The sequence below is a fragment of the Variovorax guangxiensis genome (assembly GCF_003952165.1).
GTDB classification, from domain to species: Bacteria; Pseudomonadota; Gammaproteobacteria; order Burkholderiales; family Burkholderiaceae_C; genus Variovorax; species Variovorax guangxiensis.
Genome location: NZ_RXFT01000017.1, coordinates 52,404 through 69,842, shown reverse-complemented (window position 1 = coordinate 69,842; position 17,439 = coordinate 52,404). Strand labels below are relative to the sequence as shown.

Here is a 17,439-nt window from a genome sequence, read left to right as displayed (position 1 = left end):
CATCCAGCATGACGACTTTCACCCGACGCCTCGCACTCACGGCGGTTGCCGCCGCCGCGTTCGCCAGCCTGCCCGCGCTCGCCGCGGAGAAGGTCAACCTCGGCGTTTCGATTCCCGCGGCCACGCACAGCTTCATGGGCGGCATCAACTACTGGGCCAACCAGGCGAAGAAGGACCTGGAGAAGGAACACAAGGACCTGAAGATCACCATCAAGACGGCCGCCAACGCGCCCGAGCAGGCCAACCAGCTGCAGGACCTTTCGACGGTCACCAAGATCAACGCGCTGGTCGTGTTCCCCTTCGAATCCGCAGCGCTGACCAAGCCCGTGGCACAGGTCAAGGCCAAGGGCGCCTACGTGACCGTGGTGGATCGCGGCCTCACCGACACCAGCGCGCAGGATGCGTACGTGGCCGGCGACAACACGGCCTTCGGCAAGATTCCGGCCGAATACATCGTGAAGCAGCTGAACGGCAAGGGCAACGTGGTGGCGCTGCGCGGCATCGCGACCACGCTGGACAACGAGCGCATGGATGCCTTCAACGCGGTGCTCAAGAACAGCCCCGACATCAAGCTGCTCGACGCCAAGTACGCCAACTGGAACCGCGACGACGCCTTCAAGGTCACGCAGGACTACCTCACGCGCTTCAAGAGCATCGACGCCATCTGGGCCGCCGACGACGACATGGCCGTGGGCGTGCTCAAGGCCATCGAGCAGGCCAAGCGCGACGATATCAAGATCATCTTCGGCGGCGCGGGCGCCAAGGGCATGGTCAAGACCATCATGGACGGCAAGGACAAGCGCATCACCGCCGACGTGAGCTACTCGCCGAAGTTCATCTACGACGCGATCAAGCTCACGGCCGAGGCGCGCCTGAAGGGCGAGAAGCTGCCGGCGACCACGATCATTCCTTCGGTGCTCATCACCAAGGAAAACGCCAAGGACTTCTACCACCCCAATTCGCCTTTCTGATGTCCTGAAGCGGCGGGCCCGTCTTGCTCCCTCTCCCCTCGGGGAGAGGGTTGGGGTGAGGGTCGACGGCGATGGCAAAGGCTGTGCGCGTGCAACCGCCGATGCCCTCACCCCAGCCCTCTCCCAGAGGGAGAGGGGACAGTTACCACGAACACCGAGACGATTGATGAGCGACACACCTCCTCGCAAACTGCGCTACGCCATGGTCGGCGGCGGCCGCGATGCCTTCATCGGCGCCGTGCACCGCAAGGCCATGGCGCTCGACGGGCAGATCGAGCTCGTCGCGGGCGCGCTCTCGTCCAGCCCCGGGAAGGCGCGCGCCTCGGGCCGCGACCTCGGCCTGGCCGCCGATCGCAACCACGGCGACTGGCAGGCGCTCCTGGCCGACGAGCTCAAGCGCCCCGAGGGCGAGCGCATCGACTTCGTGTCGATCGTCACGCCCAACCATGTGCACTTCCCGGTGGCGCAGGCCTTCGCCGAGGCGGGCTTCCACGTGGTGTGCGACAAGCCGCTGGTGCACACGCGCGAGCAGGCCGACGCGCTAGTCGCTACGGTCGCGAAGAAGGGCACGGTGTTCGGCGTCACCTACAACTACACCGGCTACCCGATGGTCCGGCAGGCGCGCGAGATGGTGCGCTCGGGCCTCATCGGCGAGGTGCGCAAGGTCGTCGTCGAATACAACCAGGGCTGGCTTGCGAGCCACGTCGAGGGCAGCGGCGCCAACAAGCAGGCCGACTGGCGCACCGACCCCGCGCGCAGCGGCGCGGCCGGCGCCATCGGCGACATCGGCTCGCATGCCGAGAACCTCGTGGCCACCGTCACCGGCCTGCGCATCGAGAGCCTGTGCGCCGACCTCGGCGCGCTGGTGCCGGGCCGCATGCTCGACGACGACGGCAGCCTGCTGCTGCGCTTCGAGGGCGGCGCGCGCGGCGTGCTCATCGCTTCGCAGATCAACACCGGCCTGGAGAACGACCTGCGCCTGCGCGTGTCGGGCACGCTTGGCACGCTCGAATGGCACCAGGAGCAACCGAGCCGGCTGGTGCACCTGCCGCACGACGGGCCGCTGCAGGTACTCACGCGCGGCGCGCCGTGGCTGTGCGAGTCCGCGAAACGCGCGAGCCGGCTGCCGGCCGGACACCCGGAAGGCTTCATCGAGGCCTTCGCGAACGTGTACGCGGGCGTGGCGGCGGACATCCGCGCAAGGCTCGAAGGGCGTACTGCCGACCCGCTGGCGGCCGACTATCCGCGCGTGGAGGACGGCGCGCGCGGCGTGCGCTTCATCGAACGCACGGTGGCTTCGGCGAAAAGCGAATTAAAGTGGACGCCCTGGTAGCGCGCGGCGCGCTGCCCAGGCCTCCATGACACCTCCCGCGTCCGACGCAACATCCTCGTCTTCTTCCGCATCGTCTTCCTCGATGGTGCCGCCATGGCTCGCGGCATTGTGGAAGCGCAGCATCACGCTGTTCCCCCTGAAGCTGGTCGGCAACACCGTCGCCACGCTCGGTTTCTTCCCGCTGTACTTCTGGATCATGAAGAACGCGGGCCAGGCCTGGGTGTTGCCCCTCACGCCCGTCGACCGGCTCATCGCCTTCTGGCCGTGGCTGCTGCCGGTGTATCTATCGCTGTGGGGCTACATCGCGCTGCCGGTGCTGCTGGCCGGGGACATGCGCGAACTGACCGGCTTCTCGCTGGGCTGCGCGGCCATGACGCTGCTGGCGCTGCTCGTGTTCTGGTTCATGCCCACGGCGATTCCCAACTTCGTGGTCGAGACCACGCCGGGCACCTCGCTGCAGTTCCTCAAGATGGTCGACTCGGCCGGCAACGCCTTTCCCTCGCTGCATGTGTCGTTCTCGGTGTTCAGCTGCGTGGTGCTGGCGCGGCAACTGCGGGCGGTGGGGGCGCCGCTCTGGCTGCGCGCCGTCAACGTGGCCTGGGCCGCGGGCATCGTCTATTCGACGATGGCGGTGCGACAGCACGTGCTGATCGACGTGCTCGGCGGCTTCGCCCTGGGCGTGGCGTTCGGCGCCGCCACGAGGCGGCGCGGCACGGCGGCTGTTCCGGCGTAGGCCGATCGCGATATACCGCCGCGGCGGCGCGCGCGGTAAAAACCGGGCATCGCCGTACACCGCCGGGGGAGCCCGCCATGAACTTCCGTCTTTCCGCCGCCGTGGCCTGCCTGGCGGCCGGTGCCCTCGCGGTGCCGGCGCTCGCGCTCGACTTTCCCGCGCGCAAGCCAGGCCTCTGGGAGATCCGGACGGGGGACGGCAGCGGCGGCAAGGACGCCGCAGCAGGCCACACCATGCAGCAATGCATCGACGCGGCCAGCGACAAGGCGCTGCGCGACATGGGCCAGGGCATGGGCAAGGACCTGTGCTCCAAGCAGGAGCTGAGCTCGGACGGCGGCAAGCTGGTCATGGACTCGGTCTGCAAGATCGGCAACACCGTCGCCACATCGCACGCGGTGATGAGCGGCGATTTCGGCACCGCCTATCGCATGGAGAGCAAGTCGAGCTACAGCCCGCCGCTGATGGGCCGCGCCGAGGGCCACAGCGTGATGGAGGCCAAATGGATCGGCCCCTGCAAGGCCGACCAGAAGCCGGGCGACATGGTCATGCCCAACGGCATGAAGATGAATGTGCTCGACATGGCGAAGAACCGTCCGAAGCGACCCTAGGGTAGGAGCCCGCCCACAACGCTTTGCGCCCGTCGTTCGGCGGCGCCAAACCCCGGCAGCGCCTACGATGGCATGCCATGCGTCCCGCAAAGCAGGAAGAAGACCTCCTCGTCGTCGCCCGGCCCGAGGGCCTGTACTGCCCGCCCGGCGATTTCTACATCGACCCGTGGCGGCCGGTGGCGCGCGCCGTCATCACCCATGCGCATTCCGACCACGCGCGCGCCGGGCACGGGCACTACCTCGCCCACACCGACAGCGCCGGCACGCTGCGCGCGCGCCTGGGACGCGACATCGCGCTGCGGACGCTGCCTTACGGCGAAGCCATCGAGCACCACGGCGTGCGCGTCTCGCTGCACCCTGCGGGCCATGTGCTGGGCTCGGCGCAGGTGCGGCTCGCGCACGGCGGGCGCGTGTGGGTGGCCTCGGGCGACTACAAGACGGAGCCCGACGGCACCTGCCCGCCGTTCGAGCCGGTGCCCTGCGACACCTTCATCACCGAGTCGACCTTCGGCCTGCCGGTCTACCGCTGGCCGACGCAGCCGGTGCTGTTCGCGCAGATCGACGCATGGTGGCGCGCCAACGCCGAAGCCGGCCGCGCATCGGTGCTGTTCTGCTATGCCTTCGGCAAGGCGCAGCGCATCCTGCACGGCGTGGACGCGAGCATCGGTCCCATCGTCGTGCACGGCGCGGTGGAGCCGCTCAATGCCGTGTACCGCGCGGCCGGCGTCGCGCCGCCGCCCACCCTGCGTGCCGACGGCGAGGGCGTCGATGCCGCGCTGCTGAAGCGTTCGCTGGTGCTCGCGCCGCCCTCGGCACAGGGTTCGCCGTGGATGAAGCGCTTCGGCAACTACGCCGACGCCTTCGCGAGCGGCTGGATGCAGCTGCGCGGCACGCGCAGGCGGCGCGGCGTGGACCGAGGCTTCGTGATGTCCGACCATGCCGACTGGCCCGGCCTGCAGCAGGCCATCGCCGGCACCGGGGCCGAGCGCGTGTTCGTCACGCATGGCAGCGTGCAGGTGATGGTGCGGTGGCTCACCGAGAACGGGCTCGATGCGCGAGGCTTCAAGACCGAGTACGGCGATGAAGATGATCAAGAGACTCCCTCCCCCTCCGGGGGAGGGCAGGGGAGAGGGCAGACTGCGCTCGATGGGGAGGCCGAGAGCCCCCATCCCGACCTTCCCCCGGCGGGGGAAGGAGAGGCACCATGAAGGCCTTCGCCGCGCTCTATCACGAGCTCGACGCCAGCACGTCGAACCTCGCCAAGCAGGCCGCCCTGCAGCGCTACCTGCGCGAGGCCGATGCGGCGGATGCGGCCTGGGCCGTCTACTTCCTCGCGGGCGGCAAGCCGCGCCAGCTGGTGCCGGTCAAGCTGCTGCGGCTGCTCGCGCAGGAGGCGGCGGGCCTGCCCGAGTGGCTGTTCGACGAGAGTTACGACGCGGTGGGCGACCTGGCCGAGACCATCGCGCTGCTGCTGCCGCCGCCCACCGACGCGCACGACCTGGGCCTTGCCGCATGGGTCGAGCAGCACCTGCTGCCGCTGCGCGACGCCGCGAAGAACACGCCCGACGAGCTGCCCGACCGCCTGCGCGCGCAGTGGCGGCAGCTCGCGCCCGAGGAGCGGCTGGTGTACTTCAAGCTCATCACCGGCGCGTTCCGCGTCGGCGTGTCGAAGCTTCAGGTCACGCAGGCGCTCGCGGCCGTGGGCGGCATCGACGCCAAGCGCGTGGCGCAGCGGCTCATGGGCTACACGCACATCGGAGGAAGGCCGCGGGCCGACGACTACCAGGCGCTCATCGCTCCCGAGTCGGGCTCCGAGCAGGAGCAGAAGACCAGCGGCCAGCCGTACCCCTTCTTCCTTGCGCATCCCTTCAACCTGCCGCTGGAGCAGTTCGACGCGGTGCTGGGGCCGCCCTCGGACTGGATCGTCGAATGGAAATGGGACGGCATCCGCGCGCAGCTGGTCAAGCGCGCGGGCGCGGCGTGGGTGTGGTCGCGCGGCGAGGAGCTGGTGACCGAGCGCTTCCCCGAACTCGCCACGCTCGGCGAGGCGCTGCCCGACGGCACGGTGCTCGACGGCGAGATCGTCGTCTGGCGCGAGGGCCGCGTGCAGCCCTTCGCCGAGCTGCAGAAGCGCATCGGCCGCAAGACGCTGGGCGCGAAGCTGCTGCGCGACATCCCGGTGGTGCTGCTGGCCTACGACATCCTCGAATGGGAGGGGCGCGACCTGCGCGCGCTGCCGCAGTCGCAGCGCCGAGTGCTGCTCGACGAGCTGGTGGCGCGCATGGACCATCCCTCGCTGCTGCCGAGCCCGGTGCTCGCCGGGGCCGACTGGCCCGATCTCGCGCGCCAGCGCGAAGCGGCGCGCGCCATGGGCGTGGAAGGGATGATGCTCAAGCGCCGCGACGCGCAGTACGGCGTTGGCCGCACCAAGGACGTGGGCGTGTGGTGGAAGTGGAAGATCGATCCGCTGAGCGTCGATGCGGTGCTGATCTACGCGCAGCGCGGCCACGGCCGGCGCGCCAGCCTCTTCAGCGACTACACCTTCGCCGTGTGGGACGGCCCGCCCGGACAGGAGGACCGCAGGCTCATGCCCTTCGCCAAGGCCTACTCGGGCCTCACCGATGCCGAGATGGCGCGCGTGGACGCGATCATCCGCAAGACCACCGTGGAGAGCTTCGGACCGGTGAAGAGCGTGAAGCCCACGCTGGTGTTCGAGCTCGGCTTCGAGGGCATCGCGCGCAGCACGCGGCACAAGAGCGGCATCGCGGTGCGCTTTCCGCGCATGCTGCGATGGCGCGAGGACAAGCCGGTCGAGGAGGCCGATACCTTGCAGACGCTCGCTGCGTTGTTGCCCGCATGACCAGCCCGAAGGATCCCGCTTCGCTCCCTCCCCCTCTGGGGGAGGGCAGGGGTGGGGGCACGCGGCGTATCTCGGGGGAGCGGTCTGTTGAAGGCCGCGTGCCCCCATCCCAGCCTTCCCCCAGCGGGGGAAGGAGCAAGGCAGTCAAAGCCGAGCTCGATGCATGGTTCGCCGAGCGCGGATGGAAGCCTTTCAAGTTCCAGCGCGAGGTCTGGAAGGCGATCGCCGATGGCCGCTCGGGCATGCTGCATGCCACCACCGGCGCTGGCAAGACCTACGCCGTGTGGCTGGGTGCGCTGCAGGCCTTCGTGCGGGCGCGCAAGGCGGCCGCATCGACGAACGCACGGCCTGTTGCCGAGCCGCTCACCGTGCTGTGGCTCACGCCGATGCGCGCGCTGGCGGCCGACACGTTGCGCGCACTGCAGCAGCCGCTGGAAGCCCTCGGCGCCGAGGTGCATCCATGGAGCGCCGGCGCGCGCAGCGGCGACACCACCTCCGCCGAGCGCAGCGCGCAGAACCAGCGCCTGCCCACGGTGCTCGTCACCACGCCCGAAAGCCTTTCGCTGCTGCTCGCGCGGGCCGATGCGCACGAGGTACTCGGCCACGTTCGCATGGCGGTGGTCGACGAATGGCACGAGCTGCTGGGCAACAAGCGCGGCGTGCAGGTGCAGCTCGCGCTCGCGCGGCTGAAGCGCTGGAACCCGGGCCTCGCGATCTGGGGCATGTCGGCCACGCTGGGCAACCTGCACGAGGCGATGCATGCGCTGCTGGGCCATGAAGAGGGCGTGCTGGTGCAGGGGCAGGTGCCGAAGAAGCTGGTCATCGATTCGCTGCTGCCCGGCGTCGCCGAGCGCTTTCCGTGGGGCGGCCACCTGGGCCTCACGATGCTGCCGCAGGTGATCGAGGAGATCGCCGCGAGCAGCACCACGCTGGTCTTCACCAACACGCGCTCGCAGGCTGAGATCTGGTACCAGGCGATGCTCGAAGCAAAGCCGGAATGGGCGGGCCTCATCGCGCTGCATCACGGCTCGCTCGACCGCGAGGTTCGCGAATGGGTCGAGCTGGGCCTGAAGAGCGGCGAGCTCAAGGCGGTGGTCTGCACCTCCAGCCTCGACCTCGGCGTGGACTTCCTGCCGGTGGAGCGCGTGCTGCAGATCGGCTCGCCCAAGGGCGTGGCGCGGCTGCTGCAGCGCGCGGGCCGCTCGGGCCATGCGCCGGGGCGGCCTTCGCGCATCACGCTCGTGCCAACGCACAGCGTGGAGATGGTGGAAGGCTCGGCCGCGCGCGTCGCCATCGCGGCCGGGCACATCGAGGCGCGCCATTCGCCCGAGCAGCCGCTCGACGTGCTGGTGCAGCACCTGGTGACGGTCGCGCTGGGCGGCGGCTTCGTGCCCGACGACCTCTACGAGGAAGTGCGCGGCACGGCGGCCTACGAAAGCCTCGCGCGCGAGAACTGGCAGTGGTGCCTGGAGTTCGTGGCGCAGGGCGGCCCGTCTCTCGCGGCCTATCCGGACTACAAGCGCGTGGTGCCCGATGCCGAGGGCGTCTGGCGCGTGCCCGATGCGCGGCTCGCGCGGCGGCACCGCATGAACATCGGCACCATCGTGAGCGATGCGAGCATCTCGGTGCAGTACCTCGGCGGCTCGAAGATCGGCAGCGTGGAAGAGAGCTTCGTCGCCCGCATGAAGGCCGGCGACTGCTTCCTGTTCGGCGGCCGCATGCTGGAACTCGTGCGCATCCACGACATGACGGCCTGGGTGCGGCGCGCCAGCGGCAAGCGTGCCGCGGTGCCGCGCTGGGGCGGTGGACGCATGCCGCTGTCGAACACCCTGGCCGACGCGGTGGTGCAGCAGCTCGCGCAGGCCGGCGAAGGTCGCTACGACTCGCCCGAACTGCAGTGCGTGCGCCCGCTGCTGGAGATACAGCAGCAGTGGTCGGCGCTGCCCACGCCGCAGACGCTCTTGGCCGAAACCCTGAGCACGCGCGAGGGCTCGCACCTGTTCCTCTACCCCTTCGCGGGCCGGCATGTGCACCTCGGGCTCGCGAGCCTCCTGGCCTGGCGCGTCGCGCAGCACGAGGCGCGCACCTTCTCGATCGCGGTCAACGACTACGGCTTCGAGCTGCTGAGCGCGACCGAGGTCGACTGGCCGGCGCTGCTGCCGCGGGTGCTGACGCTGCCCCAGGGCGAGGGCGAAGACCAGCGCGCGGCGCTGCTGCACGAGGTGCTGGCATCGATCAACGCGGGCGAGCTGGCGCAGCGGCGCTTTCGCGAGATCGCGCGCGTCTCGGGCCTCATCTACCAGGGCTATCCGGGCGAGAAGCGCAGCAGCAAGCAGCTGCAGGCCTCGTCGTCGCTCTTCTGGGAGGTGTTCCGCAAGTACGACCCAGGCAACAGGCTGCTGCTGCAGGCCGAGCAGGAGCTGCTCGCGCAGGAGCTCGAGATCGGCCGCCTGCGCGCGAGCCTCGAGCGCATCGCCACGCAGCGGCTGGTGCTGAAGCCGCTCGCACGGCCCACGCCGTTCTCGTTTCCGCTGATGGTGGAGCTGTTCCGCGAGAAGCTGTCGAACGAGAACGTGGCGGACCGCATCGCGCGCATGGTCGAGCAGCTCGAGAAGGCCGCAGGCGGCGCGGTCACGGCCGGCGGCGTGGAGCGCGTGAAAGGGACGCTCGCCTTCGGGCAGGAAGGGCCGGGCAGGCCGCCGAAGCCGGTGAGCCAGCGGCGCGACCGTCGGCGGCCGCCGCGGCCGTCAAGGCCGCTGCCGCCGCTCTAGTCTCAGCCCGCGCCGTGCGCCTTCACCCAACGCACGATGTCGGCCGTGCCCATCGCGCCGGCCTGCCGCGCCACTTCGCGGCCGCCGCGGAACAGCGCCAGCGTCGGGATGCTGCGGATGTTGAAGCGCGCGCCCAGCGCGGGCACCGCCTCGGTGTCGACCTTGGCGAGCCGCACGTAGGGCTCCAGCTGGGCTGCGGCCTGCTCGTAGGCCGGCGCCATCTGGCGGCAGGGGCCGCACCAGGGCGCCCAGAAATCGACCAGCACCGGAATCTCGTTGCGGGCGATGTGGCGGTCGAAGGTGGCGGCATCCGCCAGCGCCGTCGAATGGCCGGTGAACAGCGGGCGGTGGCAGCTGCCGCAGTCGGGGGCGCTGCCCAGCTGCGCCGCGCGCACGCGGTTGGTCGTGTGGCAGTGCGGGCAGACGATGTGCAGCGGGGGCGATTCGGTCATGGCAGGCAAATGGGGGCTCTGGAGGGCCTTTGCAAGGCAAGCGCAGGTTTTGCGACACTGGCCGGGTGACATCCCCCGATACATCCAACTCGCCGCTCGCCGTGCACTGGGCGGGCGAGCTGCTGCACCTGCTGCCCGAGCGTGCCCTGTGGTGGCCCGGCCGGCGCGTGCTGTTCGTGGCCGACCTGCACCTGGGCAAGGCCGCGACCTATCGCGCGCTCGGCCAGCCGGTGCCGGGCGGGACCACGCAGCAGAACCTCGCGCGGCTCGATGTGCTGATCCAGAAGCATGAGCCGCAGCGCATCGTTTTCCTCGGCGACTTCCTGCATGCGGCGCAGGCGCGCACGGTGCTGGCCGCCGTCGAGGCCTGGCGTTCGCTCCACGCCGCCATTGCCATGACCCTGGTGCGCGGCAACCACGACAGCCGCGCGGGCGATCCGCCGCCGGAACTCGGCATCGAGGTGGTCGACGAGCCTTTCCTGCTGGGCCCTTTCGCCTGCTGCCACCATCCGCAGGTGCATGCCACGCACTTCGTGCTCGCGGGGCATCTGCATCCGGTCTGCAGGCTTCAGGGGCGAGGGCGCGACAGCGTGCGGCTGCCGTGCTTCGCGAGCGACGGGCAGCAGGCCGTGCTGCCGGCCTTCGGCGAGTTCACGGGCGGGTGGCTGATGGAATCTGCGCCGGGGCGGCGCTTTCATGCGGTGGGCGGCGATGCCGTCTGGGCGCTGCCTGTCCAAGAGTGACTTTTGCTCCTTCCCCCTCTGGGGGAAGGCTGGGATGGGGGCAGGCAGGGCGCCCAGTGCGGACGCCGCGTGCCCCCACCCCCGCCCTCCCCCAGAGGGGGAGGGAGAAAGAATCAGAGCACCACGGGCTCGTCGGGCAGCTCGTTCACGTCGAGCTCGCCCTCGGCCAGCGGAAAGTGCTCGACCAGCAGCGCGGAAATCTCTTCCAGCGCCTGCGTGAGCCCGTCCTCGAAGCGGCCTTCGCGGAAGGCCGCGCTCATGCGCTGTGCCATGGCGGCCCATTCGGCATCGTCGACATGCGCGTCGATGCCCCGGTCTGCCACGATCTCGATGGCGTGCTCGGCCAGCAGCAGGTAGATGAGCACGCCGTTGTTGTGTGCTGTGTCCCATACGCGCAGCTTGCCGAACAGCGTCACGGCGCGTTCGCGCGGCGGCGCATGGCGCCACAGGTAGGACATCGGCAGGCCGGCTTCGACGCAGATGCGGATCTCGCCGCTGTGGCGCCGCTCGCTCGCCGTCACGCGGTGCGCAAGGCGCTCCAGCGCAGCCGGAGGAAGCGCGCGCCTGACTTCCGATTCGTCGATCCAGCGGTGGCGCCAGATGCGGCCCAGCTTCGCGAAGAGGCCCGCGTCGTTCGGTTCGGTGTTCGTGGTCCGCATCGTGTTCACCAGTCCCCCGACGCGCCGCCGCCGCCGAAATTGCCGCCGCCGCCGGAGCTGAAACCACCGCCTCCGCCGCCACGGCCACTGCTCCAGCCACCCCCGCCGGAACTCCAGCCGCCACCTCCACCGCCGCCAGGCCTTCCCGTGCCCGCGACCAGCGACACGATGAGCGCCACGAAGCCCGCGATCACCGCGATGACGATGCTGGTGGTGAAGAAGAACACGACCACCCCGACGCCGCCGCCCACGACCATCGTGCCCAGCTTCTTGCCGAGGACGGCGCGCGCGATCGGCGCGCCGACGAAGACGCCCACGAACAGGAAGATCGCGAGGTTCTCCCAGTCGAAGCCCTCGTTGCCACTGCCGCCGGAGTTGCGCGAGGGCTCGGGCAGCGGCTCGCCGTCGACCAGCCCGATGAGCCGGTCCACCGCCGCGTTCAGCCCGCCCGCGAAGTCGCCGTTGCGAAAGCGCGGCTTCATTTCCTCGTCGATGATGCGGCTGGCCGCGAGGTCGGGCACCGCGCCTTCCAGCGCCTTGGCCGTGGCGATGCGCATCTTGCGATCGTCCTTGGCCACCACCACCAGCAGGCCGTCTCCGACACCCTTGCGGCCGATCTTCCAGGCATCGCCCAGGCGCTGCGTGTAGCTGGCGATGTCCTCGGGCGCGGTGGTCGGCACCATCAGCACCACGATCTGCGAACCCTTGCGCTGCTCGAAGGCCGCGAGCTTGGTTTCGAGGCCGTTGCGCTGCGCGCTGTCGAGCGTGCCGGTCTGGTCGATCACCCGCGCGGTGAGCGTGGGGATCGGCAGCAGGCCCTGGGCAAAGGCGCTGCCCGTTGCCAGCAGCATCCAGAAGGCCGCGAATGCCCATAGCAGAAATGGCGCGCACCAATCCGGGAACACCGCGGAACCGGCTTGGCCGGGCCGCAGGTGTTGCCCCCGGCGAGGGAGGTGGCGCAGTGACACGAAGTGCACGAAGCCTGGGGGAGAACTACTTCTTCGGAGCGCTGAAGTCGACGGTAGGCGGCGTGGAAATCTGCGCCTCGTTCTGCACCGAGAAGTTCGGCTTCGGCGCATAGCCGAAGATCTTCGCCGTGAGGTTGGTCGGGAAGCTGCGCGCGAGCACGTTGTACTCCTGCACGCTTTCGATGTACCGGTTGCGCGCCACGGTGATGCGGTTCTCGGTGCCTTCCAGCGTCACGCGCAGGTCGCGGAAGGCCTGGTTGGCCTTCAGGTCGGGGTAGCGTTCCGACACCACCATCAGCCGCGACAGCGCCGAGGACAGTTCACCCTGCGCCTGCTGGAACTTGTTGAAGGCCTCGGGGTTGTTGAGTGTCTCGGGCGTCACCTGGATCGAGGTGGCCTTGGCGCGCGCCTCGATCACCTTGGTGAGCGTGTCCTGCTCGAAGCTGGCCTCGCCTTTCACGGTGGCCACGATGTTCGGCACGAGGTCGGCGCGCCGCTGGTACTGGTTGAGGACCTCGCTCCAGGCCGACTTGCTGGCCTCGTCGAGGGACTGGAACTGGTTGTAGCCGCACCCGCTCAGGGAAACGACCGCCGCAAGGATCAGGAACCAGCGCTTCATCATCATTTGCATTACCTCCGCAGAAGATGCGGAAGGTAGCATAGGCGGCTCCATGGTCCTTGATCCACTGCAAGCGCTGCAGGCCGCCAACCGTGCGGTATTGCCCGTCGCCTCCTCCGCGTTCGGCACGCTTTTGATCGCGGGAGCGACCGGCGCGCTGGGCGCGGAGCTGCTGCGCCGGCTGGCGGGCAGCCACCGCCATGCGCACACCCGCGTGCTGGCGAAGGAGCCTATGCGCGACGGGCTGCGCGGCGTCGAGACCTACCTGAGCCCCGGCCTGCCCATTGCGCAGTGGCCGCCTACCTCGGCCCACACGGCCATCATCGCCTTCGATCCGCCGCGCCTGTACCACGACCGCGAGCGCGCGCTGTGGGTGCCCGAGCCCTCCGGCCTGCCCGAGCTGGCCCGCTGGCTGCGTTCGTGCGGCGTGCAGACGCTGGCCATCGTGCTGCCGCACGACCAGGGCCGGCTGCCCGAGGCGCTCAAGCGCGGTCTCGCGAGCCTCGACGAGCAGGCGGTGGTGGCCTGCGGCTTCGAGCGCGTGATCCTCGTGCGCTCGGCGCGCAAGCCGGCCAACGCGAAGCTCGCCAATCCCTTTGAGCGCGTCGCTGCCTGGATGCTGTCGGTGGTGCGCTTCATGGTGCCCAGCAGCGAGCAGCCGGTGCGCGCGGCCAAGGTGGCCGAGCTGGTCGACGTGGCGCTGCGCATCGCGCCGCCCGGCGTGCACGTGGCCGCGCCAGAGATGGTGTGGCGCGCGTCGCAGGGCGACATGGAGGGCGCGGCGCGCGCGTGGCTCCGGCCCTAGGCCTCAGCCGAAACGCAGCGAGCGCAGCCCCACGGTGCGATCCACGCAGACCACCGCCACTAGCGTGACCACGATGCTCACCGTCGACACGGCCGCCGCCGTCGGGTCGAAATCCCAGCGCAGGTAGTCGAACAGCTGCAGCGGCAGCGTCGTCATGCCGATGCCCTTGAGCAGCAGCGACATGTTGAACAGGTCGAACGAGATCACGAAGGCGAACAGGGCGCCCGTGATGATGCCCGGCTTGATCAGCGGCAGCGTCACGCGCACGAACGCACGCCACGGGGAAGCCCCGAGGCTGCGCGCGGCCTGCTCCAGCGTGCCGTCCTGGTTGTAGAGCGACGACGCGACGTTGGTGAACACATAGGGCAGCGTGACCAGCACGTGCCCCACCACCAGCCCGAACATCGTGCGCGTACCGATGCCGCTCGCGTACAGGAAGAACAGCAGCGCGATCGCCGTGAGAATCTCCGGCAGCATGAGCGGAAGCATCAGCATCGTGCGCAGCCCCTCGCGCAGCCGCGTGGCGTGGCGCACCACGTAGAGCGCACCGGCCACGCCGATGACGGTCGAGCACACCGTCGCGATGGCCGCCACCTGCAGCGAGGTGCCTATGGCGCGCATGAAGGCTTCGTTGGCGAAGAGCGCGCCGAACCAGCGCAGCGAGATCCCCTGCGGCGGGAAGGTGAGGAACTCGCCCGCGTTGAGGGACATCAGCACGATCACCGCGATCGGCAGCAGCAGGAACACGTAGACCGCGCCGACGTAGGCCAGTCCCATGGCATCGGCCGCACGCGCGGCCAGTGGCTTGCGCTTCATCGTCATTGCAGGCCTTTCATGAAGCGCCCGGTGAGGCGGGCGTACAGCCACACGGCCACCATGCCGCAGGCCGACAGCACCAGTGCCTGCGCCGCGCCGGCGGGCCACTGGAAGTTGTCGATCAGGTTCTGCACCACCAGCACCGACATCGTCTTGACCTGGGCGCCGCCGAGCATCACCGGCGTCACGTAGGCGCTCAGCGTGAGCACGAAAACGAGGATGGTGCCGGCCTGTATGCCGGGCCAGGACATCGGCAGAACGAGCCGCCAGAACACCTTCAGCCGGGAGGCGCCGAGCGAGCGCGCCGCCTGTTCGAGCGTCGGATCGATGCTCTGGATCACACCCACCAGCGGCAGGATCATGAAGGGCAGGAACACGTGCATCAGCGCGATCGTCACGCCCAGCCGGTTGTTCATGAGCTGCAGGGCCGTCGATATCAGCCCGAGATCGATCAGCGCCCGGTTGATGACACCGTTGCCCGACAGCAGGATCAGCCAGCCGAAGCTGCGCACCACCACGCCCACCAGCAATGGCGACAGCACCAGCACGTACAGCAGGCCGCCCCAGCGCGAACGCGTGCGTGCGAGGTGGTAGGCGACGGGGTAGCCCAGCAGCAGGCAGATCGGCACCGTGGTGACGCCGAGCAGCAGCGTGTCGGCCAGCACCCCGAGGATGTAGCCGTCGCCCAGCGCGTTGGCGTAGTTGGCGAGCGTGAAGCCCGCGCCATAGGGCGCGCCCACGGCGGTGGGCCGCAGGCTCATGCCGATGATGTTGAGGTACGGCAGCACCAGGAAGACGCCGATCAGCACCAGCGCGGGAGCGATCAGCCAGAACGCGCCCCGGCCCGGGCGTCCCTTGCGTGCCCTGCGTCCATGGAACCGGTCGGCGCCGTGCACCGGTGCCTCGGCCGTCATCACGGCATTCATGGCGCAGCCGCGATGATCCAGGCGTGGCCCGGGTCGAAGGCGAAGGCCGCCTCGGCTCCGGCCTCCGCGCGCTGGCCCGGCGAGGTCTGCACCAGCAGGCTCTGGCCGCCGGCGCACTGCACCATGTGCTCCACCGTGCTGCCGAGGAAATAGGCTGACTGCACCAGCCCGGCGTAGGGGCCGTCGTTGCGCCAGCGGATGGCCTCCGGACGGATCGTCACGTGCACCGGCTGGCCCGTCGCCAGCGGCTGGTCGTGGCTTGCCGGCACGCTGCCGAGCGCCGTGCTCACGCGGTAGGTCGGGTAAGGGCCGGGCTCGTCGGTGAGCCCTTCGACGCGGCCTTCGATGAGGTTCGAGCGGCCGATGAAGCGCGCCACCTCCACGCTGCGCGGACGCATGTAGATCGCCTCGGGCACGTCGAACTGCAGCAGCCGGCCGCCGAGCATCACCGCCACGCGGTCGGACATCACCATCGCCTCCGACTGGTCGTGCGTGACATACAGGGTGGTGATGCCCACGCGCTTCTGCAGCTCGCGGATGAACACGCGCATGTCTTCGCGCAGCACCGCGTCCAGGTTGGCGAGCGGTTCGTCGAGCAACAGGAGCCGCGGCTCGATGACCAGCGCGCGTGCCAGCGCCACGCGCTGCTGCTGGCCGCCCGAGAGCTGGCGCGGGTAGCGCTCGGCCATGGCGGTGAGCTGCACCATCGCGAGCACGTCGTCGATTCGGCGCTTGCACTCGGCCTTGCCGATGCCCCGCATCTCCAGGCCGAACGCGAGGTTGCGCCACACCGTGAGGTGCGGGAACAGCGCGTAGTTCTGGAACACCATGCCGATGTCGCGCTTCTCCGGCGGCAGGTCGGTGATGTCCTCGTCGTTCAGGCGCACGCGGCCTTCGTCGGGAAACTCGAACCCGGCCACGCAGCGCAGCGTGGTGGTCTTGCCGCAGCCGCTCGGGCCCAGCAGCGAGATGAACTCGCCCTCCTCGGTCTTCAGGTCGAGGTGCGCAATGGCCGGTGCCGGCGCGTTGTCGAAGCGCTTGCGCAGGCCGTCGAGCGACACCCGCGTGGTGCGCCGGCCGGTCGCCGTGCGGGTGGGGGCGGACGCGCTCACTTCATCTCCCGGTTCCAGCGGTCGGTGATGGCCGCGACCTGCGGATTGACCTTGGTCCAGTCGAACTGGAAGATCGACTTCATGCGCTCGCCGCTCACCGGAACGTCCTTGGCGAGCTCGGGCGACAGCCTGGAGCGCACATTGGTGGGCGAGGTGAAGAATTCCTTGGCCATCATCTCCTGCACGTCGGCGCGCAGGATGAAGTCGAGATACTTGTAGGCCTCTTCCTTGGCCGGCGCATTCTTCAGCACGTTGAACGACTGCTCGAAGGCCAGCACGCCTTCGGTGGGCACGACCATCTCCACCGGTACGCCCTTCTTCTGCAGCGCCACGATCTCGGGGAAGTCGATCACCGCCACCGTCACGTCGCCGCGCGTGAGCATGGTCGAAAGCGTTCCGCTCCAGTCCGCCTGCGTGAACGGCAGCAGCTTCTTGATCTCGACGAAGGCGCGGTCGATCGCGTCCTGAGAGCCGCCGTAGAGCTTGGCCGTCATCAGCAGGAACAGCATCGCTGCCGTGTTGCCGATCTGGTAGAGGCCGATCTTGCCCTTGAACTCGGGGTTGCTCCACAGGTCCGACCACGACTTGGGCGGCGTCTTCACCAGGTCCTTGCGATAGCCGATGCCGATGGTCGAGACGATGCCGCGCACCCCGTTGTCGTCCGGGTTGCGCAGGATGGGGTATGCGTTCGCGAGGTTGGGCACCTTGGCCGCGGGAATGGGCTCGAAGTAGCCTTCGGCGCGCACCAGGCTCGCGATGTTCTCGTTGACCATCAGGATGCTGTAGGGCGGCTTCGCGACGCCGGCCGCGCGCAGGTTGGCGACGAAGTTCTTGCCCAGGCCCACGTCGAGCGTGGTGTCCACGCCGGCCGACTTCGTGAACATCGGCATCAGGTCGGACCGCCAGAATTTCTCCCAGCGCCCGCCGTAGGTGTTGACGACGAGACTCTGCGCGGCGAGAGACATGCCGGGCATCGCGAGTGCGGACATGCCGGCCGCAGCCGCCATGGCTTGCAGGCAGTCGCGGCGGGAGAAGTTTTTCATGGTGGAGGTCCTGGGGAAGA

The 17,439-nt window shown here is 69.5% G+C and carries 17 protein-coding genes; 9 read left to right on the top strand and 8 right to left on the bottom strand.

All coding sequences use genetic code 11. The annotated features are described in order from the left end of the window. Positions 1–8: 8 nt before the first annotated feature. The 7 genes from EJP67_RS28685 to EJP67_RS28655 all read left to right on the top strand — a co-directional run bounded on the left by EJP67_RS28685 (position 9) and on the right by EJP67_RS28655 (position 9,276). Positions 9–971 (top strand): substrate-binding domain-containing protein, encoded by a 963-nt coding sequence (locus EJP67_RS28685; protein ID WP_126025125.1) that lies wholly within the window; start codon positions 9–11, stop codon positions 969–971. Between the two features lie 166 nt (positions 972–1,137). After that, positions 1,138–2,304, top strand: coding sequence for a Gfo/Idh/MocA family protein (locus tag EJP67_RS28680; RefSeq protein ID WP_126025124.1), 1,167 nt, complete (start codon positions 1,138–1,140; stop codon positions 2,302–2,304). 25 nt (positions 2,305–2,329) lie between these two features. Continuing rightward, positions 2,330–3,037, top strand: coding sequence for a phosphatase PAP2 family protein (locus EJP67_RS28675; RefSeq protein ID WP_240650813.1), 708 nt, complete (start codon positions 2,330–2,332; stop codon positions 3,035–3,037). A 77-nt stretch (positions 3,038–3,114) separates the two neighbouring features. Next, entirely contained in the window at positions 3,115–3,645 is a 531-nt protein-coding gene (locus EJP67_RS28670; protein ID WP_126025123.1) for a DUF3617 domain-containing protein, read from the top strand. A 77-nt stretch (positions 3,646–3,722) separates the two neighbouring features. Further along, a complete protein-coding gene (locus EJP67_RS28665) occupies positions 3,723–4,853 on the top strand; it encodes a ligase-associated DNA damage response exonuclease (RefSeq protein ID WP_126025122.1) in 1,131 nt (376 codons plus the stop codon). Next, positions 4,850–6,505 (top strand): ATP-dependent DNA ligase, encoded by a 1,656-nt coding sequence (locus EJP67_RS28660; RefSeq protein ID WP_126025121.1) that lies wholly within the window; start codon positions 4,850–4,852, stop codon positions 6,503–6,505. Before EJP67_RS28665 ends, EJP67_RS28660 begins: the two co-directional genes overlap by 4 nt. Then, positions 6,502–9,276 (top strand): ligase-associated DNA damage response DEXH box helicase, encoded by a 2,775-nt coding sequence (locus EJP67_RS28655; RefSeq protein WP_126025120.1) that lies wholly within the window; start codon positions 6,502–6,504, stop codon positions 9,274–9,276. The genes EJP67_RS28660 and EJP67_RS28655 overlap by 4 nt, the downstream gene beginning before the upstream one ends. A 2-nt stretch (positions 9,277–9,278) precedes the next feature. Here the strand turns inward: EJP67_RS28655 and trxC are convergent, their stop codons facing one another. After that, positions 9,279–9,728 (bottom strand): thioredoxin TrxC, encoded by a 450-nt coding sequence (trxC, locus tag EJP67_RS28650; protein ID WP_126025119.1) that lies wholly within the window; start codon positions 9,726–9,728, stop codon positions 9,279–9,281. Positions 9,729–9,829: 101 nt separating this feature from the next. Here trxC and pdeM point away from each other — a divergent pair, with 101 nt between their 5' ends. Next, positions 9,830–10,471: a ligase-associated DNA damage response endonuclease PdeM gene (pdeM, locus tag EJP67_RS28645; protein ID WP_420824286.1), complete on the top strand. Its 642-nt coding sequence runs from the start codon at positions 9,830–9,832 to the stop codon at positions 10,469–10,471. A 113-nt stretch (positions 10,472–10,584) separates the two neighbouring features. Here pdeM and EJP67_RS28635 read toward each other — a convergent pair whose 3' ends face one another. The 3 genes from EJP67_RS28635 to EJP67_RS28625 all read right to left on the bottom strand — a co-directional run bounded on the left by EJP67_RS28635 (position 10,585) and on the right by EJP67_RS28625 (position 12,723). Continuing rightward, the gene (locus EJP67_RS28635; protein WP_126025116.1) at positions 10,585–11,130 is read right to left on the bottom strand and encodes a TPM domain-containing protein; all 546 of its coding nucleotides are present in this window, start codon (positions 11,128–11,130) and stop codon (positions 10,585–10,587) included. Positions 11,131–11,135: 5 nt separating this feature from the next. Continuing rightward, positions 11,136–11,981 (bottom strand): TPM domain-containing protein, encoded by an 846-nt coding sequence (locus tag EJP67_RS28630; protein WP_126025115.1) that lies wholly within the window; start codon positions 11,979–11,981, stop codon positions 11,136–11,138. 142 nt (positions 11,982–12,123) lie between these two features. Continuing rightward, the gene (locus EJP67_RS28625; RefSeq protein ID WP_206169567.1) at positions 12,124–12,723 is read right to left on the bottom strand and encodes a LemA family protein; all 600 of its coding nucleotides are present in this window, start codon (positions 12,721–12,723) and stop codon (positions 12,124–12,126) included. Positions 12,724–12,769: 46 nt separating this feature from the next. Between EJP67_RS28625 and EJP67_RS28620 the strand changes: the two genes are divergently transcribed. Beyond that, positions 12,770–13,522 carry a hypothetical protein gene (locus EJP67_RS28620; RefSeq protein ID WP_126025114.1) on the top strand — a complete coding sequence of 251 codons (753 nt, stop codon included), beginning with the start codon at positions 12,770–12,772 and terminating at the stop codon, positions 13,520–13,522. A 3-nt stretch (positions 13,523–13,525) separates the two neighbouring features. On the opposite strand, the gene EJP67_RS28615 is transcribed toward EJP67_RS28620, so the two are convergent. Genes EJP67_RS28615 through EJP67_RS28600 form a run of 4 tightly spaced genes read right to left on the bottom strand, consistent with a single transcriptional unit; the run spans position 13,526 to position 17,419 of the window. Next, a complete protein-coding gene (locus EJP67_RS28615; RefSeq protein ID WP_240650812.1) occupies positions 13,526–14,338 on the bottom strand; it encodes an ABC transporter permease in 813 nt (270 codons plus the stop codon). A 2-nt stretch (positions 14,339–14,340) separates the two neighbouring features. After that, positions 14,341–15,264: an ABC transporter permease gene (locus EJP67_RS28610; protein WP_240650811.1), complete on the bottom strand. Its 924-nt coding sequence runs from the start codon at positions 15,262–15,264 to the stop codon at positions 14,341–14,343. Continuing rightward, positions 15,261–16,376, bottom strand: a complete 1,116-nt coding sequence (locus tag EJP67_RS28605; RefSeq protein ID WP_019657615.1) for an ABC transporter ATP-binding protein — start codon at positions 16,374–16,376, stop codon at positions 15,261–15,263. The genes EJP67_RS28610 and EJP67_RS28605 overlap by 4 nt, the downstream gene beginning before the upstream one ends. Further along, positions 16,373–17,419 carry an ABC transporter substrate-binding protein gene (locus EJP67_RS28600; RefSeq protein ID WP_240650192.1) on the bottom strand — a complete coding sequence of 349 codons (1,047 nt, stop codon included), beginning with the start codon at positions 17,417–17,419 and terminating at the stop codon, positions 16,373–16,375. The genes EJP67_RS28605 and EJP67_RS28600 overlap by 4 nt, the downstream gene beginning before the upstream one ends. Between the last annotated feature and the right edge of the window lie 20 nt (positions 17,420–17,439).

Coding starts and splice junctions, on each gene's coding strand:
- EJP67_RS28685 (WP_126025125.1), top strand. CDS start 9: ATGACGACTTTCACCCGACGCCTCGCACTCACGGCGGTTGCCGCCGCC.
- EJP67_RS28680 (WP_126025124.1), top strand. CDS start 1,138: ATGAGCGACACACCTCCTCGCAAACTGCGCTACGCCATGGTCGGCGGC.
- EJP67_RS28675 (WP_240650813.1), top strand. CDS start 2,330: ATGACACCTCCCGCGTCCGACGCAACATCCTCGTCTTCTTCCGCATCG.
- EJP67_RS28670 (WP_126025123.1), top strand. CDS start 3,115: ATGAACTTCCGTCTTTCCGCCGCCGTGGCCTGCCTGGCGGCCGGTGCC.
- EJP67_RS28665 (WP_126025122.1), top strand. CDS start 3,723: ATGCGTCCCGCAAAGCAGGAAGAAGACCTCCTCGTCGTCGCCCGGCCC.
- EJP67_RS28660 (WP_126025121.1), top strand. CDS start 4,850: ATGAAGGCCTTCGCCGCGCTCTATCACGAGCTCGACGCCAGCACGTCG.
- EJP67_RS28655 (WP_126025120.1), top strand. CDS start 6,502: ATGACCAGCCCGAAGGATCCCGCTTCGCTCCCTCCCCCTCTGGGGGAG.
- trxC (WP_126025119.1), bottom strand. CDS start 9,728: ATGACCGAATCGCCCCCGCTGCACATCGTCTGCCCGCACTGCCACACG.
- EJP67_RS28635 (WP_126025116.1), bottom strand. CDS start 11,130: ATGCGGACCACGAACACCGAACCGAACGACGCGGGCCTCTTCGCGAAG.
- EJP67_RS28630 (WP_126025115.1), bottom strand. CDS start 11,981: ATGCTGCTGGCAACGGGCAGCGCCTTTGCCCAGGGCCTGCTGCCGATC.
- EJP67_RS28625 (WP_206169567.1), bottom strand. CDS start 12,723: ATGATGATGAAGCGCTGGTTCCTGATCCTTGCGGCGGTCGTTTCCCTG.
- EJP67_RS28620 (WP_126025114.1), top strand. CDS start 12,770: ATGGTCCTTGATCCACTGCAAGCGCTGCAGGCCGCCAACCGTGCGGTA.
- EJP67_RS28615 (WP_240650812.1), bottom strand. CDS start 14,338: ATGAAGCGCAAGCCACTGGCCGCGCGTGCGGCCGATGCCATGGGACTG.
- EJP67_RS28610 (WP_240650811.1), bottom strand. CDS start 15,264: ATGAATGCCGTGATGACGGCCGAGGCACCGGTGCACGGCGCCGACCGG.
- EJP67_RS28600 (WP_240650192.1), bottom strand. CDS start 17,419: ATGAAAAACTTCTCCCGCCGCGACTGCCTGCAAGCCATGGCGGCTGCG.